Here is a 22,296-nt window from a genome sequence, read left to right as displayed (position 1 = left end):
AAAGGTCAAGCGGATTTGCCCCCGATCGGCCCCGGCACAAGGGGTTTTTACGAATCCGACCTGTTTCGGCAGGGCCGACGGTGTCAGCCCGTCCCTTTGCGCGCAAGGGGCAATATCGGTCCGATGTGGCGTTCGTGGTTTTCCAGAAAGCCAAGCGTGTCGCTGAACGGCATCGGGCGGGCAATGGCAAAGCCCTGCACCTGATCGCAGCCGATCTGGGCCAGAAAGGAATGTTCCTCTTTCGTTTCGACGCCTTCGGCCAGCGTAGCGATGCCCAGCCTGTCGGCCAGCGCAAGAATGGCCAGCACCATGCGTTGTTGGGCCGGATCGTGATCGCAGGCGGTCACGAAGCTGCGGTCGATCTTGATGCGGTGGACGCCGAACTGGCGGATGGCGTCGAGGCTGGCATAGCCGGTGCCGAAATCGTCCAGATCCAGATGGCAGCCGGATTGCGACAGCCGGGCCAGATTGCGCCGCGCCTGATCCGAGCAGTTGATCGGGCCGACCGTTTCCAGCACCTCCAGCACCAGCCGCGAGGGCAGCAGATCCTGTCGGTCCAGCTCCCAAAGGATGGCCGAGGCGAAATCCGGATCGGAAAGCTCGCAATCCGAGATGTTGAGCGAGACGGTCGGGACGCTGTGCCCGGCCTGATCCCAGCGTTTCAGCGCCGTCAACGACTGGCGCAGGATGCACAGCGACAGCGCGCCATGATCTGCCGGGGACATTCCCGGCATGAAGGCTGCGGGGTTCAACAGCCCGCGCGTGGGGTGATTCCAGCGTGCCAAAGCCTCGAACCCCGTCACGCGCCCGGAATCGCAGCAGATTTGCGGCTGGAAGAGTGCGGTGATCTGACCCTCTGACGCGGCCTGCGCCACCGTTGCGGGCAGGTGGCTGTCAGGGGCGGCGGAGTAGAGATCGAACAGGCTGATGCGGCCAAGCCGGTCGGCGGGCAGCATCGACAGCCGCTGGTGGGCGCATTGGATCATGTCCTCGGACGCCGCCTCACCGTCACGGATCAGCACCCCGGTCAGCACGGGATGGGCCTGATGCCCGGCCACGCCCACAGGCTGCTGGCCCTGATCCTGCAATCGCAAGGCGATACGCATCGCCTCGGTCTCTGACCGGTCGGATATGGTGATGCAGAACTGCCCCTGTCCGACGATCCGGATGGCATCCTGCTGACGGATCCCCCCGCCGAACCGCATCAGGACCTGCATCAACAGCTGTGTCAGCCCGGCCTGTCCCAGCCGGTTGGCCAGCAGCATCAGGTTTTCGACCCGCAGCAGCAGCACGGTATTGCACCCTTCGCTGTGGCGAGAGGGCAGAATACGGTCCCAGAAGGTCCGCCAGCGCGAATGCGATGTGTCAGTCACAGCATGTCCCCGTCATGGAATCACCTGACAAGGATTAGCGCCGAAAGCCTTATGTTAGGTTAATGTTCCTGAGGCCGCAGGCGAGGAATTTCGGTGGCATTTGAATCATCGGGGAAAAGCTGGCTGAAATCGAACAGCTTCGGGTCCAGCAGATGCGAGGGCCGCACATTCATCAGCGCCCGGAACATGACCTGACGGCGGCCGGGGCTGCGCGATTCCCATTCATCCAGCAGCTTCTTGACCTGCACACGCTGCAAACCCTCCTGGCTGCCGCACAGGTCGCAGGGAATGATCGGATACATCATGGCGCGGGCGAAACGGTCGCAATCGGCCTCGGCGACGTAGGACAGCGGCCGCAACACGGTCAGATCACCCTCTTCATTCAACAGCTTGGGCGGCATCGTTGCCAGACGTCCGCCGTGAAACAGATTCATGAAAAATGTTTCCAGAATATCGTCGCGGTGATGCCCCAGAACCACGGCGGAACAGCCTTCCTCGCGCGCGATCCGATACAGGTTGCCGCGCCGCAGCCGCGAACACAGCGCGCAATAGGTCCGGCCCTGCGGCACCTTTTCCTTCACGATGGAATAGGTGTCCTGATATTCGATCCGGTGCCTGACCCCGCGCCGTTTCAGGAATTCCGGCAGGACCGTCGCGGGAAAACCCGGCTGGCCCTGATCCAGATTGCAGGCCAGCAGATCGACCGGCAGCAAGCCGCGCCATTGCAGCTCGTGCAGCACCGCCAGCAGGGTATAGCTGTCCTTGCCACCCGACAGGCAGACCAGCCAGCGATCGCCGGGCCGGATCATGCCGTAATCCTCGATCGCGGCGCGGGTCTCGCGGACCAGACGCTTGCGCAGCTTGCGGAACTCGGTCGAGGAAGGGGCGCCCGCAAACAGCGGGTGGATCTCGGTATCGTCGGTATCGTCCAGCATCGCGGGGGTCCTTCAGCGGGTCTTGTCCGGCTGCTTGTTATCGGGAACGGGGTCGAAGCCGTGCCCGCCCCAGGGATGACAGCGCCCGATCCGCCGCAGCACCAGCCAGCCGCCGCGAAACGCGCCATGACGCTCCAACGCCTCCAGCGCATAGGCGGAACAGGTCGGCTGGAACCGGCAGCCATGCCCCACCCAGGGCGAAAAGAGCAGCCGATAGCCGCGGACCGGCAGCGCCAACAGATGCGCCAGCGGGCTCATTTATGAACCTTGCGCAGGGCAAAGGCCAGATCGTTGCACAGATCGGCGAAATCGCGGCCGGCCGTGGCTTGTGGCCGCCCGATCAGGACGTAATCCCAACCGGCGCGCGCAAGTCCGGGCAGACCCAGCCTTGCCACCTCGCGCAGCCGGCGCTTGGCGCGGTTGCGGGCGACGGCATTGCCCAATTTTTTCGAGCAGGTAAAGCCGACACGCGCCGGGCCATCGTCGCCCCGGTTGCGGGCCTGCAACAGAAAGCCCGCGGTTCCCTGACGGCGCGCACGGGCAGCGGCGAGGAAATCGGCGCGCTTGCGCAGGACGGGCAGGGGGTGTGCCTTCTCTCGCCCGGCCGGATCTTCCACGACAAACGCCGTCATGACCGCATCCCCCGGCTGGCGTTCAGCATTGGGATGGGACGATGACGGCATCACGAAAGCCTTGAATCGGCAGGTTTCCCTGCCCGATGGGGTCAGGCCGACAGACGTTTGCGGCCCTTGGCGCGGCGGGCGTTCAGCACGCGCTGGCCGCCTTTGGTGGCCATGCGGGCACGAAAGCCGTGACGGCGCGCACGAACAAGGTTCGAGGGTTGGAAAGTGCGCTTCATGGTCAGGTCTCCGGGTGATAGCTTGCGGTTGGCGAAAAGGCACAGAATCGGACAGCTCGTCCCATCCTGCGCGCATGCACGCCGGTTATTTGAAGTCGGCTGGATAGTGCAGACCGGCCTTGCCGTCAACCTGCAATGGATGGAATTTCCTTTACGGCGTGCAGAGGGGCAAAGACAGGGGAACTTCCGTGCGATCACATTCGTTTGATGTGCAATCCAGCAGTTCGGGGCTGAAAAGCTGGCCAAAGGACGTCACAACCGGGGCGACATGCGACTGAACACGATTTCCGGCCGATTCGCGGCGGTGACGATCATATTTGTCCTGCTGGCCGAACTGTTCATCCTGCTTCCGGCCCTGGCAAGCTTTCGGCTGGACTATCTGGAAACCCGGCTGGAGCGGGGGCAGATCGCCTCGCTGGCGCTGCTGGCAACGGATGATTCGCTGGCCAGCGATCTGGAATCGGAACTGCTGCAGAATGCGGGGGTCTTCAACGTCGTCCTGCGGCGGAACGATATCCGGCAGCTGGTGCTGTCCTCGCCCATTCCCGGCCCGGTCGCGGCGACCCATGACCTGCGCGAAGACGGGATGCCCGGCGCCATCCGCGATGCGCTGTGGACGCTGGCGGACAGTGAAAACCGGGTGATCCGGGTGATCGGGGCGCCGGTCAATCAGGCCGGGCAGCTGATCGAGATCACCATGCCGACCGAACCCCTGCGCGATGCCATGATCGAATTCGCGCTGCGCCTGCTGGTGCTGTCGGCGACATTCGCGATCCTGACCGCCACCCTTCTGAACCTTGCGGCGCAGCGGCTGATTCTGGTGCCGATCCGCCGGGTCATCAGCAATGTCACCGCCTATGCCAAATCGCCCGACGATGTGCGCCATATCATCACCCCCGATGCGCGGCTGGCCGAACTGCGCGAGGCCGAGTCCGCGCTGGAGGCGATGCAGAAGACCGTCACGTCCTCGCTGAAGCAGAAGGAGCGTATGGCCCAGCTGGGGCAGGCGGTGGCCAAGATCAGCCACGATCTGCGCAATATCCTGACCACGGCGCAGATCTTTGCCGACCGGCTTGAGGACAGCGCCGATCCCAAGGTGCGCCGCGCCGCGCCAAAGCTGGTCAACTCGATCAGCCGTGCGGTCAATCTGTGCGAAACCACGCTGGCCTTCGGCAAGGCCGAGGAACCGGCGCCGCTTCTGTCACGCTTCAACCTGTCGCAACTGGTGACCGAGGTGATCGAGGCCGAAACCCTTGCCGGAGAGGCCGCAGGCCGGGTCGAGTTCCTGACCGACATCCCGCCCAGCCTGACCATCCGCGCCGATCGCGACCAGCTGTATCGGGTGCTGTCCAACCTGTCGCGCAATGCCAGGCAGGCGATCGAGGGCACCGGCCAGCCCGGCACGGTCGAGATCGGTGCAGGCGAAACCGACAGTGAATGGTGGCTGCGCGTCGGCGATACCGGCCCCGGCCTGCCCGAGAAGGCGCGCGAATACCTGTTCCAGCCCTTCACCGGCAGCGTCCGCAAGGGCGGCACCGGTCTGGGCCTGTCCATCGCCGCCGACCTGATCCGCGCCCATGGCGGCCGGCTGGAGCTGCTGCGCAGCGACGAGGAGGGCAGCGAGTTCATGATCCACCTGCCGCGCGACATCGGCATCATGCCCCTGCGCCACGGCGCGGCGGCACGCTGAATTTTTTCTCGATCCCCTCTTGCATCCCCCGAGGCAGAGGGATAGATCACCGCCCTACGACGGACCCGTAGCTCAGCTGGATAGAGCACCAGACTACGAATCTGGGGGTCGGGCGTTCGAATCGCTCCGGGTCCGCCATATTTTCCAGATACTTAGACAAGTGCCCTTCGGGGCGGTTGAGACGCGGTTGAAACGCCGGTTGATTCATCTGTTCTCAACCAGTTCTCGTGCGCAGCTGGATCACCTTGTTCACCGATTCGCTGCGTTCGCGGATATAGCGATCCGTGGTCGAGGCCTGCGCATGGTTCGCTTGGTGCTGCAGCTCGATGTGGGACGCCCCAGCGCGCTTGGCGTGGTTGATCGCACCCGCCCGAGTGTCCATGCACCAGATATGATCTGGAACCTGCGCCGCCTTCCGATAGCGCGCGAACAGCGTTGCCCATCTCCGCTTCGAATAGGGGACGCCATTCCTCTGCACGATCACCGGCCCGACCCGGCTTCCATTGGGGATCTCGGCCAGGCGCCTGCGGAGATCCGGGACCAGCATCAGGTCGTAGACCAGCTCGTCGGGAAGGGTCTCCTCGGTCTTCGATGGCGTCTTGCGCAGAACGGTCAGATCGCGGTCGATCATGTCCCACGTGAGGCCATCGGCCCAATACTTGCCGTTCTTCCTGATGCCGCCGACATCCCCGGCCAGCCATTGACCACGCACATCGACCGCCCGCAAGGTCAGCCACCACTGAAGCGACAGGCCGAGGGCGAACATATGATCCATGGCGTCGTCGGCGGCTGCGATAATGGCCGTGATCTGCGCCTCGGTCGGCGAGACGGCCCTAGCGCGAACGCCCTTCACGCGGATCTTCCGCAGCACATCCTCAACTGCTTTTGCGCCCTCGAAATGAACGGACACGCCATAGCTGATCAGGATGCGAAGCGCCGTGAACTGCCGCTTCTGATAGGCGGTAGATCGGCCGTTGGTTGCCATGGCGCGCTGCCAGCCCTTGATCTCGGGCAGCGTGCCATCGCGGACCATGGCTGTGCCGATCGCTTCTTCCCAGCGCGTCATGTTGCGGCGGTATTCTACCTTGGTGTTCTCCTTCAGGTCCTGAAACGGGCTGAAATCGTCGGTAAGATATGCCGCGATCAGGTGTTTCCAGGTGCCCGGCTCGATCTTGGGTTCTGCGTTGTCGAATCAGCGCAGCATTTCCCGCGTGTATTCTCGCGCGAGTTGAGCGCGCATCTCACCGTTGTCATCGCCGATACGGCCCGGCAGCCGCCTTGGGGTTTTCGGAAAGCCCGCATCCACGAATTTTTTGGTGGGCTTCCAGTATAGCCAGTCCTTGGTTCTGGCTGTGTTTGGGGCGTACAGCGGATCGCTGCCGTCCCAGAGGGCAGGGCGATAGTCCATCGCGGTTCCTCCTAAAGCTTGGCGAGATTGACCCCGCCGATTCTGTCAGGGAAATCCTGACGACCGGCAGGGTCGGCAACGCGCCGACGCTTGGCAAGCCATGCATCAACATCCGCTTTCAGCGTAAACCCTGTAAGGGGGTCGCGCGGCGGAAAGCCCTCGGCCTCGAGGCGCTGCCGCTCGCGCTTCAGCCAATCGTGGGATCGACCAAAACGAGCAGCAATCCAGTGTTCGGAGCCGTAGGCTGCCACGGCATCGAAGGTCCTGTCACTTGCTGGCTTGCCCATCAGAACATCACCTCCTGTCGTGCATCGATCCTGTCCATCCACCGGAAATCCGGGTCTGCCTTGCCCTGTGTTCGCCCGCGCGGATCGCGCCGGTCCCAGATGAACCATGCATTGCGCTGCGGTGGGCTTCCCTCGCCGGTGAAGTCCAGCTTCCAGCGCATTAGGTAGCACCAGCTGGACGGGTGACGGCCATATGTCGATCGGCTTCGACCAATCGACCGGGGACCTGACCGCGACCATGTATGACATCGCGGGCAACGTTGTGTCGTCGGCGCGTCAGACCATCGTCAGGGATTCGGTCGCGGGTGCCGGTCGGGCCATGCGCCAGACCAAGTCTTTCGGGGGGCGTCTCTGATGGCGATATTCGTCTATCCTTGGCCCCCGGTCGGCGTCGTCGGGGCGGAATGGACCCATATCGCTCCGGTGGCCCGGCTGCGTTCGGCACTGACCGGGCGGGATCAGATGCAGGCCTCGCAACCGAGGCGTCGGGTCGCCACGATCACGGTGTCGGCGCTGGCCGCCGGGCGCATGGGCGCGGGCTATTGCGAGATGCTGAAACAGCTTCTCGACGGAGGCATCCACGCCGTCCGGCTGCAATCCTCGCCGATCAACTGGTGGCTGGATGAATTGGCGCGGCGGGGCGCGACGATGAATTCCATGCCACTTGCGTGGCGGGCAGGCAGCGGCCCGAACCCTCTGGCATGGCAGGTTGGCCCGGGGCCCAACCCTCTGCGCTGGTATAGCGGCATCGTCGTGCGCGGGGGCGTTCCTTCGGCGTCCGGAGCATGGACCACGCTTCCGGCTTGGGGGCTGCCTGCCCGGACGCGCGTCGGTGCGCCGGGTGACTTTATCCGGATCCATGATCTGGCCGACGATTCGGTCAGCGAAGTGGCCCGGCTGATGCGTGAGGCGGTGACCAATGCGGCTGGCGAAGTGGCCCTGAAGCTGGATCGCATGCCGTCGATATCGAATGGGCGCATCAGCATGGCAGGTCAGGATGAGGCGGTGTTCCGGGTCGATGGTGCGCTGCCGCGCGCCGTCCAGCCGATCTCGGGCGACTGGTCCTATACGTGGAATTTCCGCGAGGTCTTTGCCGAAGAGGTCGGCGGTCTCAGCGAAAGGCCGAACACATGGAACTGACCCGAGACGTTCCGCCCGCCCTGATGACCGCCATTTCGGGCGGATATTTCCACCCGGTGGTTCTGGCTTATATCGACTGGCCCGGCGCGCCGCTGCGTGCCCATAGCGGCCGTGGCAATATCAGTTGGGACGGACAGACCTGGCTGGGCGTCGGCAAGTTCGGATCGGTGGATGTGCCCGAGGAGGCCGCCGCGGGTATTCCGACCGAGTTCACCATGATGCTGGTCACGGATTTCCCTGATCTTGAGGCCTATACCGATACCGCCATCAAGGGCGCCGATGCCTCGATCTACATGGGCGAGGTGTCTGAGCGCGGCGGCAACAGCCTGATCGGCGCGGTCGAGGTGTCCACCGGTACGGCAGACGGGCTTGGCATGACGGTCGAGGTCACCGACGAAAACGGCCAGCCGGTCACCATGTTCGGGCTGCGGGTCACCGTCACCACCGGTCCCTCCTATCGCTCGATGGCCGCCATTGCCCACAGCCATGAGGATCAGTCGCGGCAATACCCGGCCGACACCGCCGGGCGCCACCTGATGTTCGCCCAGTCGCTGGCAGAAAAGACCTACTGGCCAGAGCCGTGAGCGGAAAAATCTACCTAAGGTTGACGAGGCAGGTTCTTGCGAACACCGGAATCAGCAAAGATTGACAGGAAAACCAACTAAAAAGAGTGACGTTGCGCAACTAATGGTTGCAAATGTTTGATTTAGGCGTCTTCTTGCCTGAGCGCATAAGCGATTTTGCGCCTGTTTGCGGTAACGAGTCCATCGAAATGTCGTGATTGCACGACCTTCTGAAAAGGACGGAAAATGCCCTACTTTACTACCCTACCTGACTCCCTGCTTGATCTGGATCTGGACACGCCAATACTTTCGATTGGTGAAAATACCGTGTTGAACACATTGCCAGATTCGACAGAATTCAGCTTCTTCGATGTTGGGGTCGGTGGCGACGATACTTTGGAGCGTGGGGAGGGCGTTTCGCTACTCGACGAAAACGAGAACCCCCTACAGAACCTGACCTACGGTGGAGAGGCGACGACGTCGAATGCGAATGCAGGGGTAACACTTACCAACCCGCTTTTTCCTCCCATCCCCGCAGATTTTGGCTCTTTGAACGTTACGCTGAATCCCGTGACCGGCAGCATCATGTCCGATGCCGAGGGAAACGTATATTTTGTTTCCGACGAACCGCTGGACGAAGATCACCTCAGTGTCACGGTTGACTTCAGCCTGCTTGGGCTGAACGCTCCAACGATCACTGTGCCGATTTCAGGGTTGGAAGATGCATTGGCCGACACCATCGGAGATATTCCCTTGATCGGCGCTCTCACAAACCAGATCACTGATTTGGCCATGAATGCCGTTCAGAGCACCCTGGATGCCGCCATCCAGAACATGTCCTACAATCCCGACGGAACTTTCGACATTCCGGAAGGTCAGTTTACCTGCTTTGCCGCAGGCACGATGATCGAAACGCAGAACGGGCCGGTTGCAGTCGAGGATCTCGAGATCGGGGACATGGTGTTGACCAAGGATGAAGGCTACCAACCGATCCGATGGATCGGCACTGCCAGAATCCCCGCCGTCACGTTGAGCCGCAAACCGAACCTTCGCCCGATCCGGATCAAGGCAGGCGCATTGGGCGAGGATGTTCCGAGTTCTGACCTGCTCGTTTCACCACAGCACCGCATTCTGGTCCGCTCGCGCATTGCGCAGCGTATGTTTGGAACGGTCGAGGTTCTGGTCGCTGCCAAGCAGCTGTTGCAGCTGGATGGTATCGATTATGACGACGGCGTGGCGTCTGTGGAATATGTCCACATTCTGTTCGACAAGCACCAGGTGATCGTATCGAACGGTGCCGAAACCGAAAGCCTGTTCACGGGCCCACAAGCTCTTGAAGCGGTTGGCGAGGCCGCCCGCGCAGAAATCCTTGAGTTGTTCCCCATGCTTGAAGAAGTTGGCGCAATTGCAGAGGCGGCGCGGACCATTCCTTCGGGTAGGCAGGCACGCAAACTGTCAATGCGGCTGATGCAGAACAAACAGGCTGTGGTCAACTGATCCAGAGCGATTAGATCAACGACAAATACAAGGCCGGGGCAAAGCTCCGGCCTTCTTCATTGGCTCCGCGGCAGGCTCATTCGGGCAGGCTTCGGGGCCTTGTTATTTGGAGCGCAGCTTGGCGAAAACTCCGGCTCACGTCATGTCCGAGGTCGAACGTAAGCGCGACGCCGATCCCCTCCTGCCATTTTTGAGTTGATGCCTTCATTCTCCACGCACATGTGCGGCGGAGGTTTTGGATTTGGAGAGAGACGGCAAAATGGGCGTCCAATTGGACGGCTCTATAGGCGTCGGGGTCTCGCGGCTTGAGGTGATCGGGGGGCCAAGCGGTCGTCGGCGGCGGACGAAGGCAGAGCGGGCGCGGATCGCGGCGGAGAGCATGATGCCCGGGGTGACGGTCGCAGATACTGCGCGCAAGCACGGCACGACCCGCTGGCAGATTTACGATTGGCGCAAGCAGATACGCAAAGGTAATTTGGTGGTGCCCGAAAGCGTGGCGGCCTTGCCGTTCTTCGCGGAACTGGTGGTTGATGACAGCGCGACTGAGGCTTCGGCGGCCGTCCCCGGGTCTGATCTCGAAATCGTGGTGGGCGACATCGTCATCCGCGCGGGTCCTGGTGTCGACGAGGGCCAACTGACCCGGGCAATCCGCGCGGCACGGGCAGCGGCGTCGTGATGTTCGGCCAGGGCGGCCCGGTGAAGGTCTTCGTGGCGACCCGGCCTGTCGACTTTCGCAAGGGGATCGACGGTCTGGCACTGGCGGTGCAGGAGATGTTCGGGATGGACCCGTTCTGCGGAGCCGCCTTTGTGTTCCGAGCGAAGCGGGCGGATCGGATCAAGCTCTTGATCTGGGATCAGACCGGGATGGTGCTGGTTCACAAGCGGCTCGAGGGCGGCAAGTTCGTCTGGCCACAGGTGCGCGACGGGGTCATGCGCATGTCCGGAGCGCAGTTTGCAGCGCTGTTTGAGGGCGTGGATTGGCGGCTGGTCCGACCCGAACGGGCGCGGCGCCCGCTGGCGGCGGGGTGACTGGCAGGCTGCGTCGAAACGCCTGTTTTTGCTGGCCTGCAAGGGCATCCTGTGATTCACTTCCCGCCATGGAAACAGCTGATCTTGCGCGCGAAAACGCCCTGCTGAAGGCCCGCCTCGCCGAGGTGGAGGCGACGCTGGCCGAGACGCAAGAGGCCAATCGGCGGCTGCAGGATATCCTGCACGCGGCGCAGCGCGAGAAATTCGGCAAGCGCTCCGAAAAGCTCTCGCCCGACCAGTTCAACCTGCCCCTGGAAGATGCCGAATTTGCTCAAGGTGTGCTCGAGGCAGCACAAGAAAAGGCCGAAGCGGCGATGCAGCGGGCGCGCGGGGAAACACCCCGCAAGCCCAAGCGCAACCGCGGGCATCTGCCGTCCCATCTGCCTCGGGTTGAGCGCGTGATCGAGCCTGCCAGCACGCTCTGTCCCTGCGGTTGCGGCGAGATGTCCAGGATCGGGGAAGACGTGTCCGAACGTCTCGACGTGATCCCCGCCCAGTTCCGGGTGCTGGTCACGCGGCGCCCGAAATACGCCTGCCGCCGTTGCTCGCAAGCTGTCGCGCAGGCCCATGCCCCCGAGCATGTCGTGCCCGGCGGGCTGCCCACGGAACTCTTCATCGCCTGGATTATCGTCTCGAAGTTCGGTGACCACCTGCCGTTTTATCGGCAGGCCGAGATCTTCAAGCGGCAAGGGATCGATCTGGACCGCGGCACACTCGGCAACTGGGTCGGGCGCGCCTGTTTCCACCTGATGCCCGTCATCAACCAGATGCGTGCCCATCTGCGTGGCGCAGACCGCATCTTCGTGGATGAAACCCGCGCGCCGGTGCTGGAACCGGGCCTGAAACGCACCAAGAGCGGATTCTTCTGGGCCGTCGTATCCGATGATCGCGGCCATGGCGGGGCTGGCCCACCCATCGTGCTCTTCCACTATGCCCCTGGCCGGGGTAAGGCGCATCCGCTGAACTTCCTCGCCGGATACCACGGCCGCTTCCTGCAATGCGACGCCTACCAGTCCTACAACGCGATGACCGAGATCGCGCGCGACAATGGCCCGTGGCAACTGGTCTATTGCTGGACCCATGTCCGCCGCCGCTTCGTAAAGCGCTTCGAGAGCGATGGTTCACCCATTGCCGAGGAAATGCTGCGCCAGATCGCGCTGCTTTATCAGATCGAGAAGTCCGTGCGGAGCAAGGAGGCCGCTATGCGCCTTGCTGCCCGGCGTGAGCATTCGGCCCCGATCATCGCGGCGCTGAAACCCTGGCTGGAAGCCCAACTCTCGCGCATACCGCAGAAATCCCAGCTTGCCGAAGACATCCGCTACTCCCTCGCGCACTGGCCCGGACTGATCCGCTTCCTCGAGCACGGCATGCTGGAACTCGACACCAACCCGGTCGAGAACCAGATCAGGCCGATTGCCCTGACAAGAAAAAATGCACTCTTCGCCGGGAATGAAGTCGGCGCCGAAAACTGGGCTATGCTCGCCTCGCTGGTCGCTACCTGCAAGATGTCCGACGTGAACCCGGTCGACCATCTCGCCGCCACACTGCGCGCCATCCTCGACGGTCACCCACAAAGCGGTATCGAAGACCTCATGCCATGGCGCTTCAACCAGCCGTCAAGCCTCGCAGCATAGGGCCGCAACGTCGCGCTTACGGTCGAACGCGTCATGTCGCGCCCGTTCGAATGGGGGCGGTGCGACTGCTGCACCGCCGCATGTGATGTGTTCGCGGCGCTGTGGGGATTCGATCCCATGGCGCCGGTGCGCGGCTATCACGGCGCGCGCGAGGCCGCGCAGCTGATGGCCCGTCCCGGTGGTCTTGCCGCGCTGGCAGATGATCTGACCCGCCGTGCGGGCCTGCGGGAAGGCCACGCCGTCGGCGGGCTGGCGATCGTCACGCCTTCCGCACCATCGGGGCGCCCGTCGATCCTGATCTGTATTGAGCCGGGCTTCTGGGCCGGAAAATCACCAAACGGCTTCGCGATCCTGCGATGCGCCGACAAGGGCTGGCATGCGTAAACTGCTGATGATCCTTGCAGTTACCCACAAGTGGTGCGGCGAATTGATTCACCCACCAGACTTGGCCTTGCCTGAGCACAAGCGATCATGATTCGTCATGTGGCACCGAATAATTGAGGTGCAGACATGGGACAGAGTTGGGTGGAAACGGAAACGGCCGGATGCGATCTGGGAGATGTCAGGCTGAACAGGCGGCTTGAGGCAATGCTCGAGGCCCTCGGGGAACGGCCGGGAAAATCGCTGCCGACGGCATTCCAGGACTGGTCGAATACCAAGGCCGCCTACCGCTTCTTTGCTAACGGCAATGTCAGCGAGGACAAGATCCTCGAGGGCCATTTCGCTGCCTCTGCCCTGCGCATCCGGGCAACCGATGGTCCCATCCTGATCCTGCAGGACACCACGGAATTCTCCTTCAAGCGTTCGGCTCCGGAGAAGGTGGGGTTCACGACGGTGTCGACTGGACGCAAACTGAAGGAAGGTCGCTATCAGAAACATGCGGTCTGCGGGCTTTTGATGCATGCCAGCATGGCCATCACGCCGGATGGGCTGCCGCTCGGCCTGACGGCGGCCAAGTTCTGGTCGCGCAGCAAGTTCAAGGGAACCGCCGCTCTTAAACGGAAGATCAATCCGACCCGGGTGCCGATCGAACAGAAGGAAAGCATGCGCTGGCTCGACAATCTGCGCCTGTCCACCGAACTGACAGGGGTGCCAGAGCGCTGCGTGCATATCGGTGATCGGGAAAGCGACATATACGAACTCTACTGCCTGTCCGAAGAACTCGGGACCGGGTTCCTCGTCCGCAGCTGCGTCGACCGTCTGGCGGAGGATGGCGGCACGACCATTGCCAAGGTGATGGCAGAGGTGCAGTCCAGCGGCACCCACGAGGTCCGGTTCCGCGATGCGCAGGGCAAGGATCATTGCGCCGTGCTCTCGGTCCGGCACGCTACAATGACGGTCCGCCCGCCGATCGGAAAGCAGCGGAAATACCGGCATCAGAATCTTCAGATCATCCATGCCGAGGAGCTTGACCCGCCGGAAGGCCGGGTGCCCGTCTTCTGGAAGCTGATCACGAACTTGCCGGTGGCGACCCACGCGGACGCAATCCACAAGCTCCAATGGTATGCGCTGCGCTGGAAGATCGAGACATTCTTCCGGACCCTGAAGACCGGGTGCCGGATCGAAGAGCTGCGCCTGGCCACGGCTGATCGACTGGCAAACTGTATCGCGTTGTGCTGCGTCGTGTCCTGGCGCGTGTCATGGATGACGATGCTCGGCCGAGAGGTGCCGAAAGCATCGCCTGCTGCCGTCTTCACCGACGCCGAACGCCAACTGCTCGAGCGCACAGCGCCCGAGAGCAAGCAAAAGCTTCCGCGTGACCTCGATTTCTATGTCAGACTCGTCGCGCGGCTCGGCGGCTATCTCGATCGGACCTCCGATGCGCCACCAGGAACCACCGTCATATGGCGCGGCCTCTCCCGCCTCGCCGATCTTGTCGAAGGCGCTCGCATCGCCGAAACACCATCATCCGAGACATATGGGTAACTGCAAGCTGATGATCACCACTGCGCTGGTCGGCTTTTCCATGGCCGAACCGGCCGAGGCGGCACCGGTCGGCGTCTGGGTCGCTTCCGCGATCGGTCTCAGCGCCGGGACCGCCGCCTTTGCCGTTGTCGCGGGCGTGGTCACCATGGCGATCTCGGTCGGCATCAACCTGATTGCCCAGAAGCTGCGCGGCAAACCAAAGCAAGAGGCCGTCCGGGCCGAACTGACCCGCCCGACATCGCTGCCCGCCTATCGCTTTGTCTATGGCAAGACCTGGGCACCCGGCACGCCGGTCGGCTTCAAGGTGGTCGGGCGTGTGCTCTATATCTGCTACCTGCTGAACAGTCGGCCATCGGCGGGGCCGTTCACCGTCCTCTTCGACAAGCGGCAGGTCGAGAAAGACGGCAATGAGTTCGATTTCGGGGTGAATGGCGGGGCACGGGCAACCAATTCGCCCTTCAGCTGGCCCGGTGGTTTCGCCTCCCATGCCACCTATTGGATCGGCAGGGGTGACCAGACCACATGCCCGGCGCGGATCGTCAGTGAAACGGATGGGTATTTCACTGCCTCGGATGCATGGCGGGGCCGCACGGTTCTTTGGGCGCGGCTGGAATTCGGCCCCGACGAAAGCGCGCGGGAACGCTGGCCTGCCAGCCCGCCCGAACTGAACGTCGATGGCAACTGGTCGCTGGTCGAGGATCCGCGCAGCGGCGGGGCGGCCAGTTTCTCGCGCAATCAGGCGCTGATCGTTCTGGATGCGCTGCGCAACAACCCGGTGCGGCCCTATGATGATCGCTATCTGCGTCTCGACACATTTTCCTGGGCGGCGGATGTTGCGGATCAGACCGTGCCGGTCAAGGTCGGCGGCACCATCCCGTGTTATCGCTGCGACGGGGTGCTGGTGTTCAGCGACGGCGCCGAGCTGGAGGATCAGCTGGAGCCACTGTTGGCAGCGGGCGGATCGCGTCTGACCCGGATCGGCGGCAGGCTGGGCATCATCCCGGCCACGCCTCGCGCCAGTGTCAGGACGATCACCGATTTCACCGATGGCCAGCCGCTGGATCTGGTGCGCTGGGGATCATCGGATGACCTCTATACCGAGGCTGTCGCCCGCTATCCGGCCCCCGACCGCGCCTATGAAAGCGCCGAGACCCCGGTCTATGTCGTGCCGGGCGCACAGGCTGCCGATGGCGGCGTGGCCAAGCGCCTGCAACTCGATCTGGATTTCGTGACCGATTACCGGCAGGCCGGGCGCTTGGCAAAGATTGCGGTGGAACGCAGCCGGTTGCAGCGCAGGATCAGCGGCGAGCTGTTCCCCGATTGCTTCGATCTGGTGGCCGGATCTGTCTGCGACGTTGATCTGGGCGCGCCCTATGGATCGTGGCAGGGGAAATACGAAGTCGAGAGTATCGCCCCGACCGCAGGCATCAACGATGATGAATCGATCACCATCCGCCTGCCGGTGACATTGGCCGAAAGCTCGGACGCGGTCTTTGCCTGGAACCCGGCCACGGATGAACAGGATGTCATGCCGGGCGCTTTCGATGGTGGCATTGGTCGCGTCCAGCCACCACCAGCGATCGTGATGACGACTGGCACGGCTGCGGCTCAGCAAAGCGGCGACACGGTCATTCCGGGTGTGATCGCGGCGTGGAACGGATCTACCTCGGCATCGGTCACTGGCTATGAGTATGAATGGATCGAGCATAGCCTGCTGAACTTCACGCTTGCAATCCGGCCCGGTGGCAAGCTGCCGCTGGATGCGGCGGACGAACTGGGCGTGTTTACGGTCCCGCTGCAGTTCGTGGTGATCGGCGCTGAATACCAGATCCGGGTGCGCTCGATCGGCATCTATGGCGAATCCGACTGGATCACATCAGATCCGATAATCGCGGCAGGACCATCGTCCGCGGTTGCCGTCCCTGCCGCGATCACGGCCACAGCCCAGAGTGCAAACCGGATCAATATCACCACCACCCAGGCCAGCGACAACAACGCCCGGCATCTGCTGATCTACGGCAATGACGTGAACACTTCACTGACGGCCGAGCTGCTCTGGACCGTTGCCGCCGGCGCATCCGTGTCGGTCACGCGGTCCGAAACCGGTCTGAGCAGCGCCACCACCCGATACTATTTCGCGCGCGCTCGCGACCAGTTTGGGAACCTGTCCGGTTTCACCGACAGCGCCAGCGCAACCACAGCCTGACATCGAGAGGGACACATGCCCGCACCGGCCACCTTCAATCTGCCGACCTATGGCTCGGCACCGAACCAGTATTCGACCGAACAGGCGCTGGAAGCGGCGGTTCAGGCGTTTGTGGATGAAGTGTATGATGCGTTTCAGACCAATACCGCCAAATCCTTCCACACCCGCGCCGCCGCCGTCAGCGCCGGGCAGGCTGCATTGCCCAACACTCTGGGCATGATCGCCACACGCGAGGGCGATTACATCGTCTATCGTGCGCCGGGACTGACCGCAGATGATCCACTGTTCGCGACCGCGCCTCGCTGGGGGGTGATGCTGCGGGTGCCGAGTGCTGCTTTGCTCGATGACAAGGCGGACGTTGCCGAACTGACCGCCGAAGCGGCTCAGCGGGAGGCTGCGGATGACGCTCTGGCGCTTGGTCTTGATGCGGAAGCGCAATCCCGTGTCGAAGGGGACGAAGCGTCCATCGAACTGGCAACCGTCGGGGCCATGCAAGACGCAGAGTTTCACAGTGGCCCGGAAGATCGGCAATTCACTCCGCTGATGATCAACGGCGAGGCCTACGCGCTGGTCGATCAGGACGCTCGGTTTCTGCTGCCGGGCGAAGCCGAATTTCACGGCTACGATGAGGGGTGGCAGGCGGCGCTGACCACTGGCGACAACACCCTGATCCGCGTCGATGGCACGGGTCAGGTTGTTCCGGCGGTCGATTCCGAATTTCACGGCTATGCCGATGATTGGTCCTATGTGCTGGCGGCGGGTGATCGGGCGCTGATGCTGATCGACGCAGACGGAAATCCCATCGGCAGCGGTGGCCCGTCTGCTGGCAGCCCCCTGATCGGCTATGTCGATGGCACCGACCTGCGAGCCGTGGGTGCGACGGATGAGGTTGCGGCGCCCCTTGGCAGCTATCAGGCGCTGGCCCTTGACGGTGGATCGCCTGCATCAGTGCGTGCGATCATCGACTGGCCGGCGCTTGGTCCGTCTCGGGTGGTGGCTGCTGGCGCCGGGCTGTTGGTGCCCGATCAACAGCAGGTTCTGCATGTCATGATCGGCCTCGGTCAGTCTCTGATGGTCGGCTCGACCTCGGCATCGTCTCTGGTTTCGACCGAGCAGAATTGGCCGGACTGGGTGATGATGTTCAGGCGCGGTGACGGGCTGTCGGATGTGCGCATGGGTCTCGTGACTTCGGATGGCGACGGCGCACCGGCGCTCGATCCCGATGACCTGATCGGCTTCGAGCCGCTTGTTGCTCGTGTCGGGCAAGGTGCTGGATCGCGGGGCGAGACGCCGATAGAGGCGCTTTGTCGGGCTTTGCAGGCGCAGGCCAAGGCGCTGAATGCGCGGCACCGCATGCTCGCCTTTACCGCAGCGATGGGCGGGACCCCTTACAATAGTCTGAAAAAGGGCACCCAGACCTACACCAATATGCTGCTGGCGCTCCAGCGCGCACAGGCGCTTGCCGAGGCGCAGGGATGGCGGGTCATAGTGGACGGATGCGTGGTCAGGCACGGAGAGGGTGACGCGACCAGCAATATCTATGACCAGATGCTGACCGAATGGCAGTCTGATGTTGATGACGATGTCAAAGCGATCACCGGTCAGGATGCGACGGTCAAATTCGTTGTGGCACAGACCAGCAGCTTTTCCGGTCCGGGGAATGCTTCTCGCCGCATGCTGGATGCACATAATGCCAATCCGCACATTAATCTCTGCGGCCCGGATTATCCGTTCGCTGACCTCTACCACACCGATTTCGTTCATATGACCGGGCCGGGATATTTTGTGTCTGGCGAGTATCTGGCCCGCGCATGGCGGCAGGTGCTGTGGTCCTCGCAAGGCAAATCATCGATCACGCAGATGCTGTCCGCCACGCGCACCGGCACCAGCGTCGTGATCGATTACGAGGTGCCGGTCGCGCCGCTGGTCATCGACACTGTGACCGTGCCAGAGCGGGACGTGGCAGGATTTCGCTATCAGGACAGCACCGGGTCGATCGCGATCGCCAGCGCCGCTGTCACCGGCCCGGCCCAGATCACGCTGACTCTGGCGTCGGCTCCGAGCGGGACATCCGAGCAGGTGCTTTATGCCTCGCTGGGGCATGACGGCACACCCCGCGAAGAAGCGACCATTCCGCGCGGAAATGTCCGCGACTCTGCGCCCGACATTTCACTCTTTGACGGCCGGCCACTCCGCAATTGGGCCTGCCATCAAGATATCACCGTCACCGTAAACTGAGGATCAGTGCATGCGCCCTATCATCAATCACCCCGGAATCGCCATCGCACCTGATGCCGCCTTGCCGCAGATCACCCGCACGCCCGAGGGTGCCGCCATGGGCGGTGTTCCCGGATGGGAAATCTTCACCGATCCCGACTATCCGTCTGGCGGATCGACGCTGGATCGGACGCGGGCTAATAGCGTTGTGCCGATCGATAGCGCATCGCTGTCATATGGGGTCATCAACGGACAGCCTGCATTTAGCATTCCGGACGGGACCCCCAGACGGATGTTGCCCTCCAGCCAATTTCCCCGGCCCTTCTGGACTGTATTTGCGGTGGTGGAGGTCACGGAGAGTGCTGGCGACAAGCTTCTGGCCCGCTCCGTAACCGATCAGGCCGACCCGACAAGAAAGTCGGTGCGGATGGGACTGAATAACACGGCCACCGCCCTCACGATCTGAAGCGGCGGGGTCTCTGGGTCCGATAATATCTTGCTGACCTATGCTCTACCCAGCGGCAGCTTGGTGGGGCGTCCGGCACTGGTCATGTTCTGCGGCTCCGCCCACGGTGCCAGCATCTGGCTGGATGGAGAGGAGGTCGCCCGTGGAAATATTGACGCGCGGATGACAGATGGCACGGCGGCAGGACAATGGTATTGGCACTATGCCTCCCGCATAAATATTGGCATGAGCGGCGTTCTCGCGACCGATCTCGGGCTGGCCGAGAATGCCGGTTATCGACGCCGCATGGAGGCATTCCTGCTGGGCAAATACGGGATCAGCTAAGGCCGTTTCGCCAGATCGCGCAAGGCATCAAGAGGCGAGAGCGACTGCCATTCCGGGTCGTTGCATCGACGACAATGCCAGAAATCATGATCGCCATCCCCCGCGAATGTTGCGAGGTGGCGATCAGAAAAAAGGATCGTGGCGCCGCACTTTGAGAATGACGCCCAAGCGTCAGTTGGGCGGTTCTGGCACATCGATTCCCCCGTCTGCTTGCAGCACTTGCGCTCGAACAGAAAAATCGGCGGAAACCGGCTACATCGTCGGTTCTGAACAACGCGGTTATGCCGCGCCCTGCATCTGAAGTGGTCTGTTAACGACCACGATGATGCCGAGGATGAAGCGGATGGGCGTTGTTGCAGAAGTCAGTGTGTGAGCGCAGTTTTCCCTTTCCGCGTTGAGTTCATGCCACGCGTTTGATCTCGGCGGATCCGAGGGCATTGAAGCGGTTCATGAGGGCGATGCGGATATGGATTTCGGCGGTCTGGCGGTCCGGGTCTCGTGATGAGATGCGTTCACCGAAGGCCTTGAGGCAGCGCATCCTTGCCTCGATCCTGCTTCGGACGTGATAACCTGACCAGCGCTTCCATATGGCCCTGCCCAAGCGCTGGGTTGCCCGGAGGATCTCGTTGCGCGCCCTGGCTGCGGGGCAATCCTCCTTCCAGAGACGGCCATTCCTCCGGATCGGGATGATGGCGGTGCCGCCTCGATCCAGGATCGCGGTGTGGCAGCGTCGGGTGTCAAAGGCACCGTCGCCGGTGACGGTGCCGATCTGTTCATCCTCTGGGATCTGGTTGAGCAGGTCGGGCAGAACAGGGCTGTCGCCTTCACGGCTTGAGGTGAATTCGACGGCGCGGATGTCACCTGTAGCCGTGTCCATCGCCAGATGAACCTTACGATATTGGCGTCGGCGATGCGGGCCATGCTTGCGGGCAAGCCATTCCCCATCACCAAGAAACTTGATCCCGGTGCTGTCCACCAGCAGGTTCAGCGGCCCCGGCGCACGGCGGCTCGTGATCTGAACCGTGATGCGCTTCTGCCTGCGGCTCAGGGTCGAGAAATCGGGCACCCGCCAGTCGAGCCCGGCCATCGAAAGGATGCTCGCCACCATCCCTGTCGTTTGCCGCAGAGGCAGGCCGAACAGAACCTTCACCATCAAGCAGAACTGGATCGCGGCATCAGAGAAGACCGGCGGCCGACCATTGCATCCGGATTTGGGTGCGCGCCAAACCATGTCCTTGTCCAGCCAGATCAGAAGGGACCCGCGCCGCTTCAAGGCATCGTTGTAGGACTTCCAGTTCATCGTGCGGTAGCGGGTCGGCTCAGGCTTGCTCATACTCGCCCCTTAGCCCACTGGATTCGCAGTGTGAATCCCTCAGAAAACGGAGTTCTGCAACAACGCCAAGCGGATGACGAAGGCCCAAAGAGCCCTGATATGGGCGAGGATCTTTCGGATGTTGTGGCCGCAGGCGCAGAGCACGGCGAAGATGGCATCGCCGATCCTGCCCTTCAGGGGGCATCTGGTCAATCTGCCGTCTGATTTCATGTGGCCGATCTCGGGCTCGATGGCGCTGCGCCGTTTGAGGAGCTTCGCCAGCGCCGGGGTGATACCGCGCCGCTGGCCGCTGATCAGGACGCGGGTGGTCTCGATGCCATGCCCGCGATAGCCGCGGTCGACCAGGGCGAGTGTGGGCCTCGTATCGGTCAGAATTTCGACCTGTTCGAGGGCCGGTGCCAGGGTGTGGCCGTCATGGGGATTGCCGGGAAAGCTGCGGGCGCCAACTATGAGGCCGCCGACAAGGGTCGTGGCGAGGCTGACCTTGGTGCCAAACTCGTATCGCACCCGTGCCTTGCCTTTGGAGATGCAATCGACCTCGGGCTCGTGCAGGGAATAGACCTTGTCGCGGCTCTTTGGTCCCTGTTCCAGCAGGCGGCCGACCAGCCAGAGGGCGTCCACAACCCTCTCGCGCAGGGGGCTTTGCGGGATGTCCTGCAGGTGCCGGCGCAGATCGCGACGCACCCGGCCGACATGGCCCTTGAGTTGGCGCAGCGCCTTGCGCATGCGTTTGAACTGGCGGGCATGGGCGTAGCGCCCGACCTGGATCGCCAGCCGCGGTGCAAGACGGGCATAGCTCTGGCGCAGTTCGATCCCGGCCCTCTTCGCCAGACCAACCAGCAGGGCGCGGGCCCGCTCGTAGAGCCGGGCGTCCGTCGGATGGGCGATGTTCTTTTCCATGACCGTCGTATCGACCACCACCCGTTTCAGGACCTTGTCGGTGATCGTCCCGGAACTGCGGCCAGCCTCGATCGTCTTGGTCAACAGCCATTCCACGCGTTCGGCGTGGCCTTGAACCAGTGGCGGCTCACGCCTCACTCACCGATCCTCTTGCGCCAGCGCACCAGCGATGACGGATCAATAGGCGGGCGATGCTGAAAGAAGGTCTCGCCGGTGAAATGCTGGTAGTAGGGGTTCTCGACCCAACGGGCGACCACCGCCTCGTCCGACAGCTTGAACGCATGCTGCAGATACATCAGCCCGGCGATCAGACGCGGAGAAGTCGCCGGGCGCCCCGTCGCCGAGGGGAAGAACCCGGCCCATTCCCGCTCGAAGAACTCCCAGTCGATCAGCGCCGCGAGCTTCACCAACTCGTGGCGCGGATCGATCATATCCACCAGCCTGGGGCGCAGAAGATCATCCTGTTCGGCGGTCCGGAAATGGGGCTTCATTGGCGATCACAAATTGCA

At 62.8% G+C, this 22,296-nt stretch carries 24 protein-coding genes, 1 tRNA gene and 1 pseudogene; 15 read left to right on the top strand and 11 right to left on the bottom strand.

Going from position 1 to position 22,296, the window contains the following annotated elements; translation table 11 throughout:
* Positions 1–83: 83 nt before the first annotated feature.
* The 5 genes from JHW40_RS01455 to rpmH all read right to left on the bottom strand — a co-directional run bounded on the left by JHW40_RS01455 (position 84) and on the right by rpmH (position 3,167).
* Positions 84–1,373, bottom strand: a complete 1,290-nt coding sequence (locus JHW40_RS01455) for an EAL domain-containing protein (RefSeq protein WP_139208228.1) — start codon at positions 1,371–1,373, stop codon at positions 84–86.
* Between the two features lie 59 nt (positions 1,374–1,432).
* The gene (gene ttcA, locus JHW40_RS01450; RefSeq protein ID WP_090616092.1) at positions 1,433–2,308 is read right to left on the bottom strand and encodes a tRNA 2-thiocytidine(32) synthetase TtcA; all 876 of its coding nucleotides are present in this window, start codon (positions 2,306–2,308) and stop codon (positions 1,433–1,435) included.
* Between the two features lie 12 nt (positions 2,309–2,320).
* Positions 2,321–2,566 (bottom strand): membrane protein insertion efficiency factor YidD, encoded by a 246-nt coding sequence (yidD, locus tag JHW40_RS01445; RefSeq protein WP_090616096.1) that lies wholly within the window; start codon positions 2,564–2,566, stop codon positions 2,321–2,323.
* A complete protein-coding gene (gene rnpA, locus JHW40_RS01440; protein ID WP_090616133.1) occupies positions 2,563–2,940 on the bottom strand; it encodes a ribonuclease P protein component in 378 nt (125 codons plus the stop codon). Before rnpA ends, yidD begins: the two co-directional genes overlap by 4 nt.
* Before the next feature lie 92 nt (positions 2,941–3,032).
* Positions 3,033–3,167 (bottom strand): 50S ribosomal protein L34, encoded by a 135-nt coding sequence (rpmH, locus tag JHW40_RS01435; protein WP_090616098.1) that lies wholly within the window; start codon positions 3,165–3,167, stop codon positions 3,033–3,035.
* A gap of 268 nt (positions 3,168–3,435) precedes the next feature.
* Between rpmH and JHW40_RS01430 the strand changes: the two genes are divergently transcribed.
* Positions 3,436–4,857, top strand: coding sequence for a sensor histidine kinase (locus JHW40_RS01430; RefSeq protein WP_090616101.1), 1,422 nt, complete (start codon positions 3,436–3,438; stop codon positions 4,855–4,857).
* A 61-nt stretch (positions 4,858–4,918) separates the two neighbouring features.
* Positions 4,919–4,995: transfer RNA gene (locus JHW40_RS01425), tRNA-Arg, on the top strand.
* Between the two features lie 76 nt (positions 4,996–5,071).
* Here JHW40_RS01425 and JHW40_RS01420 read toward each other — a convergent pair.
* The 4 genes from JHW40_RS01420 to JHW40_RS01405 form a co-directional block, all read right to left on the bottom strand.
* Positions 5,072–5,923 carry a site-specific integrase gene (locus JHW40_RS01420; RefSeq protein ID WP_090616104.1) on the bottom strand — a complete coding sequence of 284 codons (852 nt, stop codon included), beginning with the start codon at positions 5,921–5,923 and terminating at the stop codon, positions 5,072–5,074.
* Positions 5,924–6,049: 126 nt separating this feature from the next.
* Positions 6,050–6,265, bottom strand: coding sequence for a hypothetical protein (locus tag JHW40_RS01415; RefSeq protein ID WP_090616107.1), 216 nt, complete (start codon positions 6,263–6,265; stop codon positions 6,050–6,052).
* A gap of 11 nt (positions 6,266–6,276) precedes the next feature.
* Positions 6,277–6,552, bottom strand: coding sequence for a hypothetical protein (locus JHW40_RS01410; protein WP_090616111.1), 276 nt, complete (start codon positions 6,550–6,552; stop codon positions 6,277–6,279).
* Positions 6,552–6,713 (bottom strand): hypothetical protein, encoded by a 162-nt coding sequence (locus JHW40_RS01405; protein WP_170851920.1) that lies wholly within the window; start codon positions 6,711–6,713, stop codon positions 6,552–6,554. Before JHW40_RS01405 ends, JHW40_RS01410 begins: the two co-directional genes overlap by 1 nt.
* Positions 6,714–6,745: 32 nt before the next feature.
* On the opposite strand from JHW40_RS01405, the gene JHW40_RS01400 reads away from it, so the two are divergent.
* The 13 genes from JHW40_RS01400 to JHW40_RS01340 all read left to right on the top strand — a co-directional run bounded on the left by JHW40_RS01400 (position 6,746) and on the right by JHW40_RS01340 (position 19,554).
* Entirely contained in the window at positions 6,746–6,907 is a 162-nt protein-coding gene (locus tag JHW40_RS01400; RefSeq protein ID WP_170851921.1) for a hypothetical protein, read from the top strand.
* Positions 6,907–7,692: a hypothetical protein gene (locus tag JHW40_RS01395; protein WP_090616115.1), complete on the top strand. Its 786-nt coding sequence runs from the start codon at positions 6,907–6,909 to the stop codon at positions 7,690–7,692. Before JHW40_RS01400 ends, JHW40_RS01395 begins: the two co-directional genes overlap by 1 nt.
* On the top strand, positions 7,683–8,276 hold the full coding sequence (locus JHW40_RS01390) for a hypothetical protein (protein ID WP_090616118.1): 594 nt from the start codon (positions 7,683–7,685) through the stop codon (positions 8,274–8,276). Before JHW40_RS01395 ends, JHW40_RS01390 begins: the two co-directional genes overlap by 10 nt.
* Positions 8,277–8,501: 225 nt before the next feature.
* Positions 8,502–9,752, top strand: coding sequence for a Hint domain-containing protein (locus tag JHW40_RS01385; protein ID WP_244519313.1), 1,251 nt, complete (start codon positions 8,502–8,504; stop codon positions 9,750–9,752).
* Between the two features lie 259 nt (positions 9,753–10,011).
* Entirely contained in the window at positions 10,012–10,428 is a 417-nt protein-coding gene (tnpA, locus tag JHW40_RS01380; RefSeq protein WP_119752218.1) for an IS66-like element accessory protein TnpA, read from the top strand.
* Positions 10,428–10,781, top strand: coding sequence for an IS66 family insertion sequence element accessory protein TnpB (gene tnpB, locus JHW40_RS01375; protein ID WP_119752217.1), 354 nt, complete (start codon positions 10,428–10,430; stop codon positions 10,779–10,781). The genes tnpA and tnpB overlap by 1 nt, the downstream gene beginning before the upstream one ends.
* A gap of 68 nt (positions 10,782–10,849) precedes the next feature.
* Entirely contained in the window at positions 10,850–12,415 is a 1,566-nt protein-coding gene (gene tnpC, locus JHW40_RS01370) for an IS66 family transposase (protein WP_272849022.1), read from the top strand.
* Positions 12,416–12,448: 33 nt separating this feature from the next.
* Entirely contained in the window at positions 12,449–12,799 is a 351-nt protein-coding gene (locus JHW40_RS01365; protein WP_419182455.1) for a DUF6950 family protein, read from the top strand.
* Between the two features lie 126 nt (positions 12,800–12,925).
* Positions 12,926–14,341, top strand: a complete 1,416-nt coding sequence (locus JHW40_RS01360; protein ID WP_272848964.1) for an IS4 family transposase — start codon at positions 12,926–12,928, stop codon at positions 14,339–14,341.
* A gap of 10 nt (positions 14,342–14,351) precedes the next feature.
* Positions 14,352–16,547: a phage tail protein gene (locus JHW40_RS01355; protein ID WP_170852001.1), complete on the top strand. Its 2,196-nt coding sequence runs from the start codon at positions 14,352–14,354 to the stop codon at positions 16,545–16,547.
* Between the two features lie 15 nt (positions 16,548–16,562).
* Positions 16,563–18,785: a hypothetical protein gene (locus tag JHW40_RS01350; RefSeq protein ID WP_090618045.1), complete on the top strand. Its 2,223-nt coding sequence runs from the start codon at positions 16,563–16,565 to the stop codon at positions 18,783–18,785.
* A 10-nt stretch (positions 18,786–18,795) separates the two neighbouring features.
* Entirely contained in the window at positions 18,796–19,230 is a 435-nt protein-coding gene (locus tag JHW40_RS01345) for a hypothetical protein (RefSeq protein ID WP_090618047.1), read from the top strand.
* Positions 19,231–19,260: 30 nt separating this feature from the next.
* Positions 19,261–19,554 (top strand): hypothetical protein, encoded by a 294-nt coding sequence (locus JHW40_RS01340; RefSeq protein ID WP_139208316.1) that lies wholly within the window; start codon positions 19,261–19,263, stop codon positions 19,552–19,554.
* 400 nt (positions 19,555–19,954) lie between these two features.
* Here the strand turns inward: JHW40_RS01340 and JHW40_RS01335 are convergent, their stop codons facing one another.
* Entirely contained in the window at positions 19,955–20,887 is a 933-nt protein-coding gene (locus JHW40_RS01335) for an IS5-like element ISPpa3 family transposase (RefSeq protein ID WP_026155396.1), read from the bottom strand.
* Between the two features lie 39 nt (positions 20,888–20,926).
* Positions 20,927–22,278: pseudogene (locus tag JHW40_RS01330) on the bottom strand (IS5 family transposase).
* Between the last annotated feature and the right edge of the window lie 18 nt (positions 22,279–22,296).

Source organism: Paracoccus alcaliphilus (assembly GCF_028553725.1).
Classification (GTDB): Bacteria; Pseudomonadota; Alphaproteobacteria; order Rhodobacterales; family Rhodobacteraceae; genus Paracoccus; species Paracoccus alcaliphilus.
Note: the sequence above shows the minus strand (reverse complement) of the source record. Positions and strands in the feature narration are given on the sequence as shown.

Bases quoted from the DNA above. Each gene is read 5' to 3' on its own strand.
- ttcA (WP_090616092.1), bottom strand. From the start codon at position 2,308: ATGCTGGACGATACCGACGATACCGAGATCCACCCGCTGTTTGCGGGC.
- yidD (WP_090616096.1), bottom strand. From the start codon at position 2,566: ATGAGCCCGCTGGCGCATCTGTTGGCGCTGCCGGTCCGCGGCTATCGG.
- rnpA (WP_090616133.1), bottom strand. From the start codon at position 2,940: ATGACGGCGTTTGTCGTGGAAGATCCGGCCGGGCGAGAGAAGGCACAC.
- rpmH (WP_090616098.1), bottom strand. From the start codon at position 3,167: ATGAAGCGCACTTTCCAACCCTCGAACCTTGTTCGTGCGCGCCGTCAC.
- JHW40_RS01430 (WP_090616101.1), top strand. From the start codon at position 3,436: ATGCGACTGAACACGATTTCCGGCCGATTCGCGGCGGTGACGATCATA.
- JHW40_RS01420 (WP_090616104.1), bottom strand. From the start codon at position 5,923: ATGACGCGCTGGGAAGAAGCGATCGGCACAGCCATGGTCCGCGATGGC.
- JHW40_RS01415 (WP_090616107.1), bottom strand. From the start codon at position 6,265: ATGGACTATCGCCCTGCCCTCTGGGACGGCAGCGATCCGCTGTACGCC.
- JHW40_RS01410 (WP_090616111.1), bottom strand. From the start codon at position 6,552: ATGGGCAAGCCAGCAAGTGACAGGACCTTCGATGCCGTGGCAGCCTAC.
- JHW40_RS01405 (WP_170851920.1), bottom strand. From the start codon at position 6,713: ATGCGCTGGAAGCTGGACTTCACCGGCGAGGGAAGCCCACCGCAGCGC.
- JHW40_RS01400 (WP_170851921.1), top strand. From the start codon at position 6,746: ATGTCGATCGGCTTCGACCAATCGACCGGGGACCTGACCGCGACCATG.
- JHW40_RS01395 (WP_090616115.1), top strand. From the start codon at position 6,907: ATGGCGATATTCGTCTATCCTTGGCCCCCGGTCGGCGTCGTCGGGGCG.
- JHW40_RS01390 (WP_090616118.1), top strand. From the start codon at position 7,683: ATGGAACTGACCCGAGACGTTCCGCCCGCCCTGATGACCGCCATTTCG.
- JHW40_RS01385 (WP_244519313.1), top strand. From the start codon at position 8,502: ATGCCCTACTTTACTACCCTACCTGACTCCCTGCTTGATCTGGATCTG.
- tnpA (WP_119752218.1), top strand. From the start codon at position 10,012: ATGGGCGTCCAATTGGACGGCTCTATAGGCGTCGGGGTCTCGCGGCTT.
- tnpB (WP_119752217.1), top strand. From the start codon at position 10,428: ATGTTCGGCCAGGGCGGCCCGGTGAAGGTCTTCGTGGCGACCCGGCCT.
- tnpC (WP_272849022.1), top strand. From the start codon at position 10,850: ATGGAAACAGCTGATCTTGCGCGCGAAAACGCCCTGCTGAAGGCCCGC.
- JHW40_RS01365 (WP_419182455.1), top strand. From the start codon at position 12,449: ATGTCGCGCCCGTTCGAATGGGGGCGGTGCGACTGCTGCACCGCCGCA.
- JHW40_RS01360 (WP_272848964.1), top strand. From the start codon at position 12,926: ATGGGACAGAGTTGGGTGGAAACGGAAACGGCCGGATGCGATCTGGGA.
- JHW40_RS01355 (WP_170852001.1), top strand. From the start codon at position 14,352: ATGATCACCACTGCGCTGGTCGGCTTTTCCATGGCCGAACCGGCCGAG.
- JHW40_RS01350 (WP_090618045.1), top strand. From the start codon at position 16,563: ATGCCCGCACCGGCCACCTTCAATCTGCCGACCTATGGCTCGGCACCG.
- JHW40_RS01345 (WP_090618047.1), top strand. From the start codon at position 18,796: ATGCGCCCTATCATCAATCACCCCGGAATCGCCATCGCACCTGATGCC.
- JHW40_RS01335 (WP_026155396.1), bottom strand. From the start codon at position 20,887: ATGAGCAAGCCTGAGCCGACCCGCTACCGCACGATGAACTGGAAGTCC.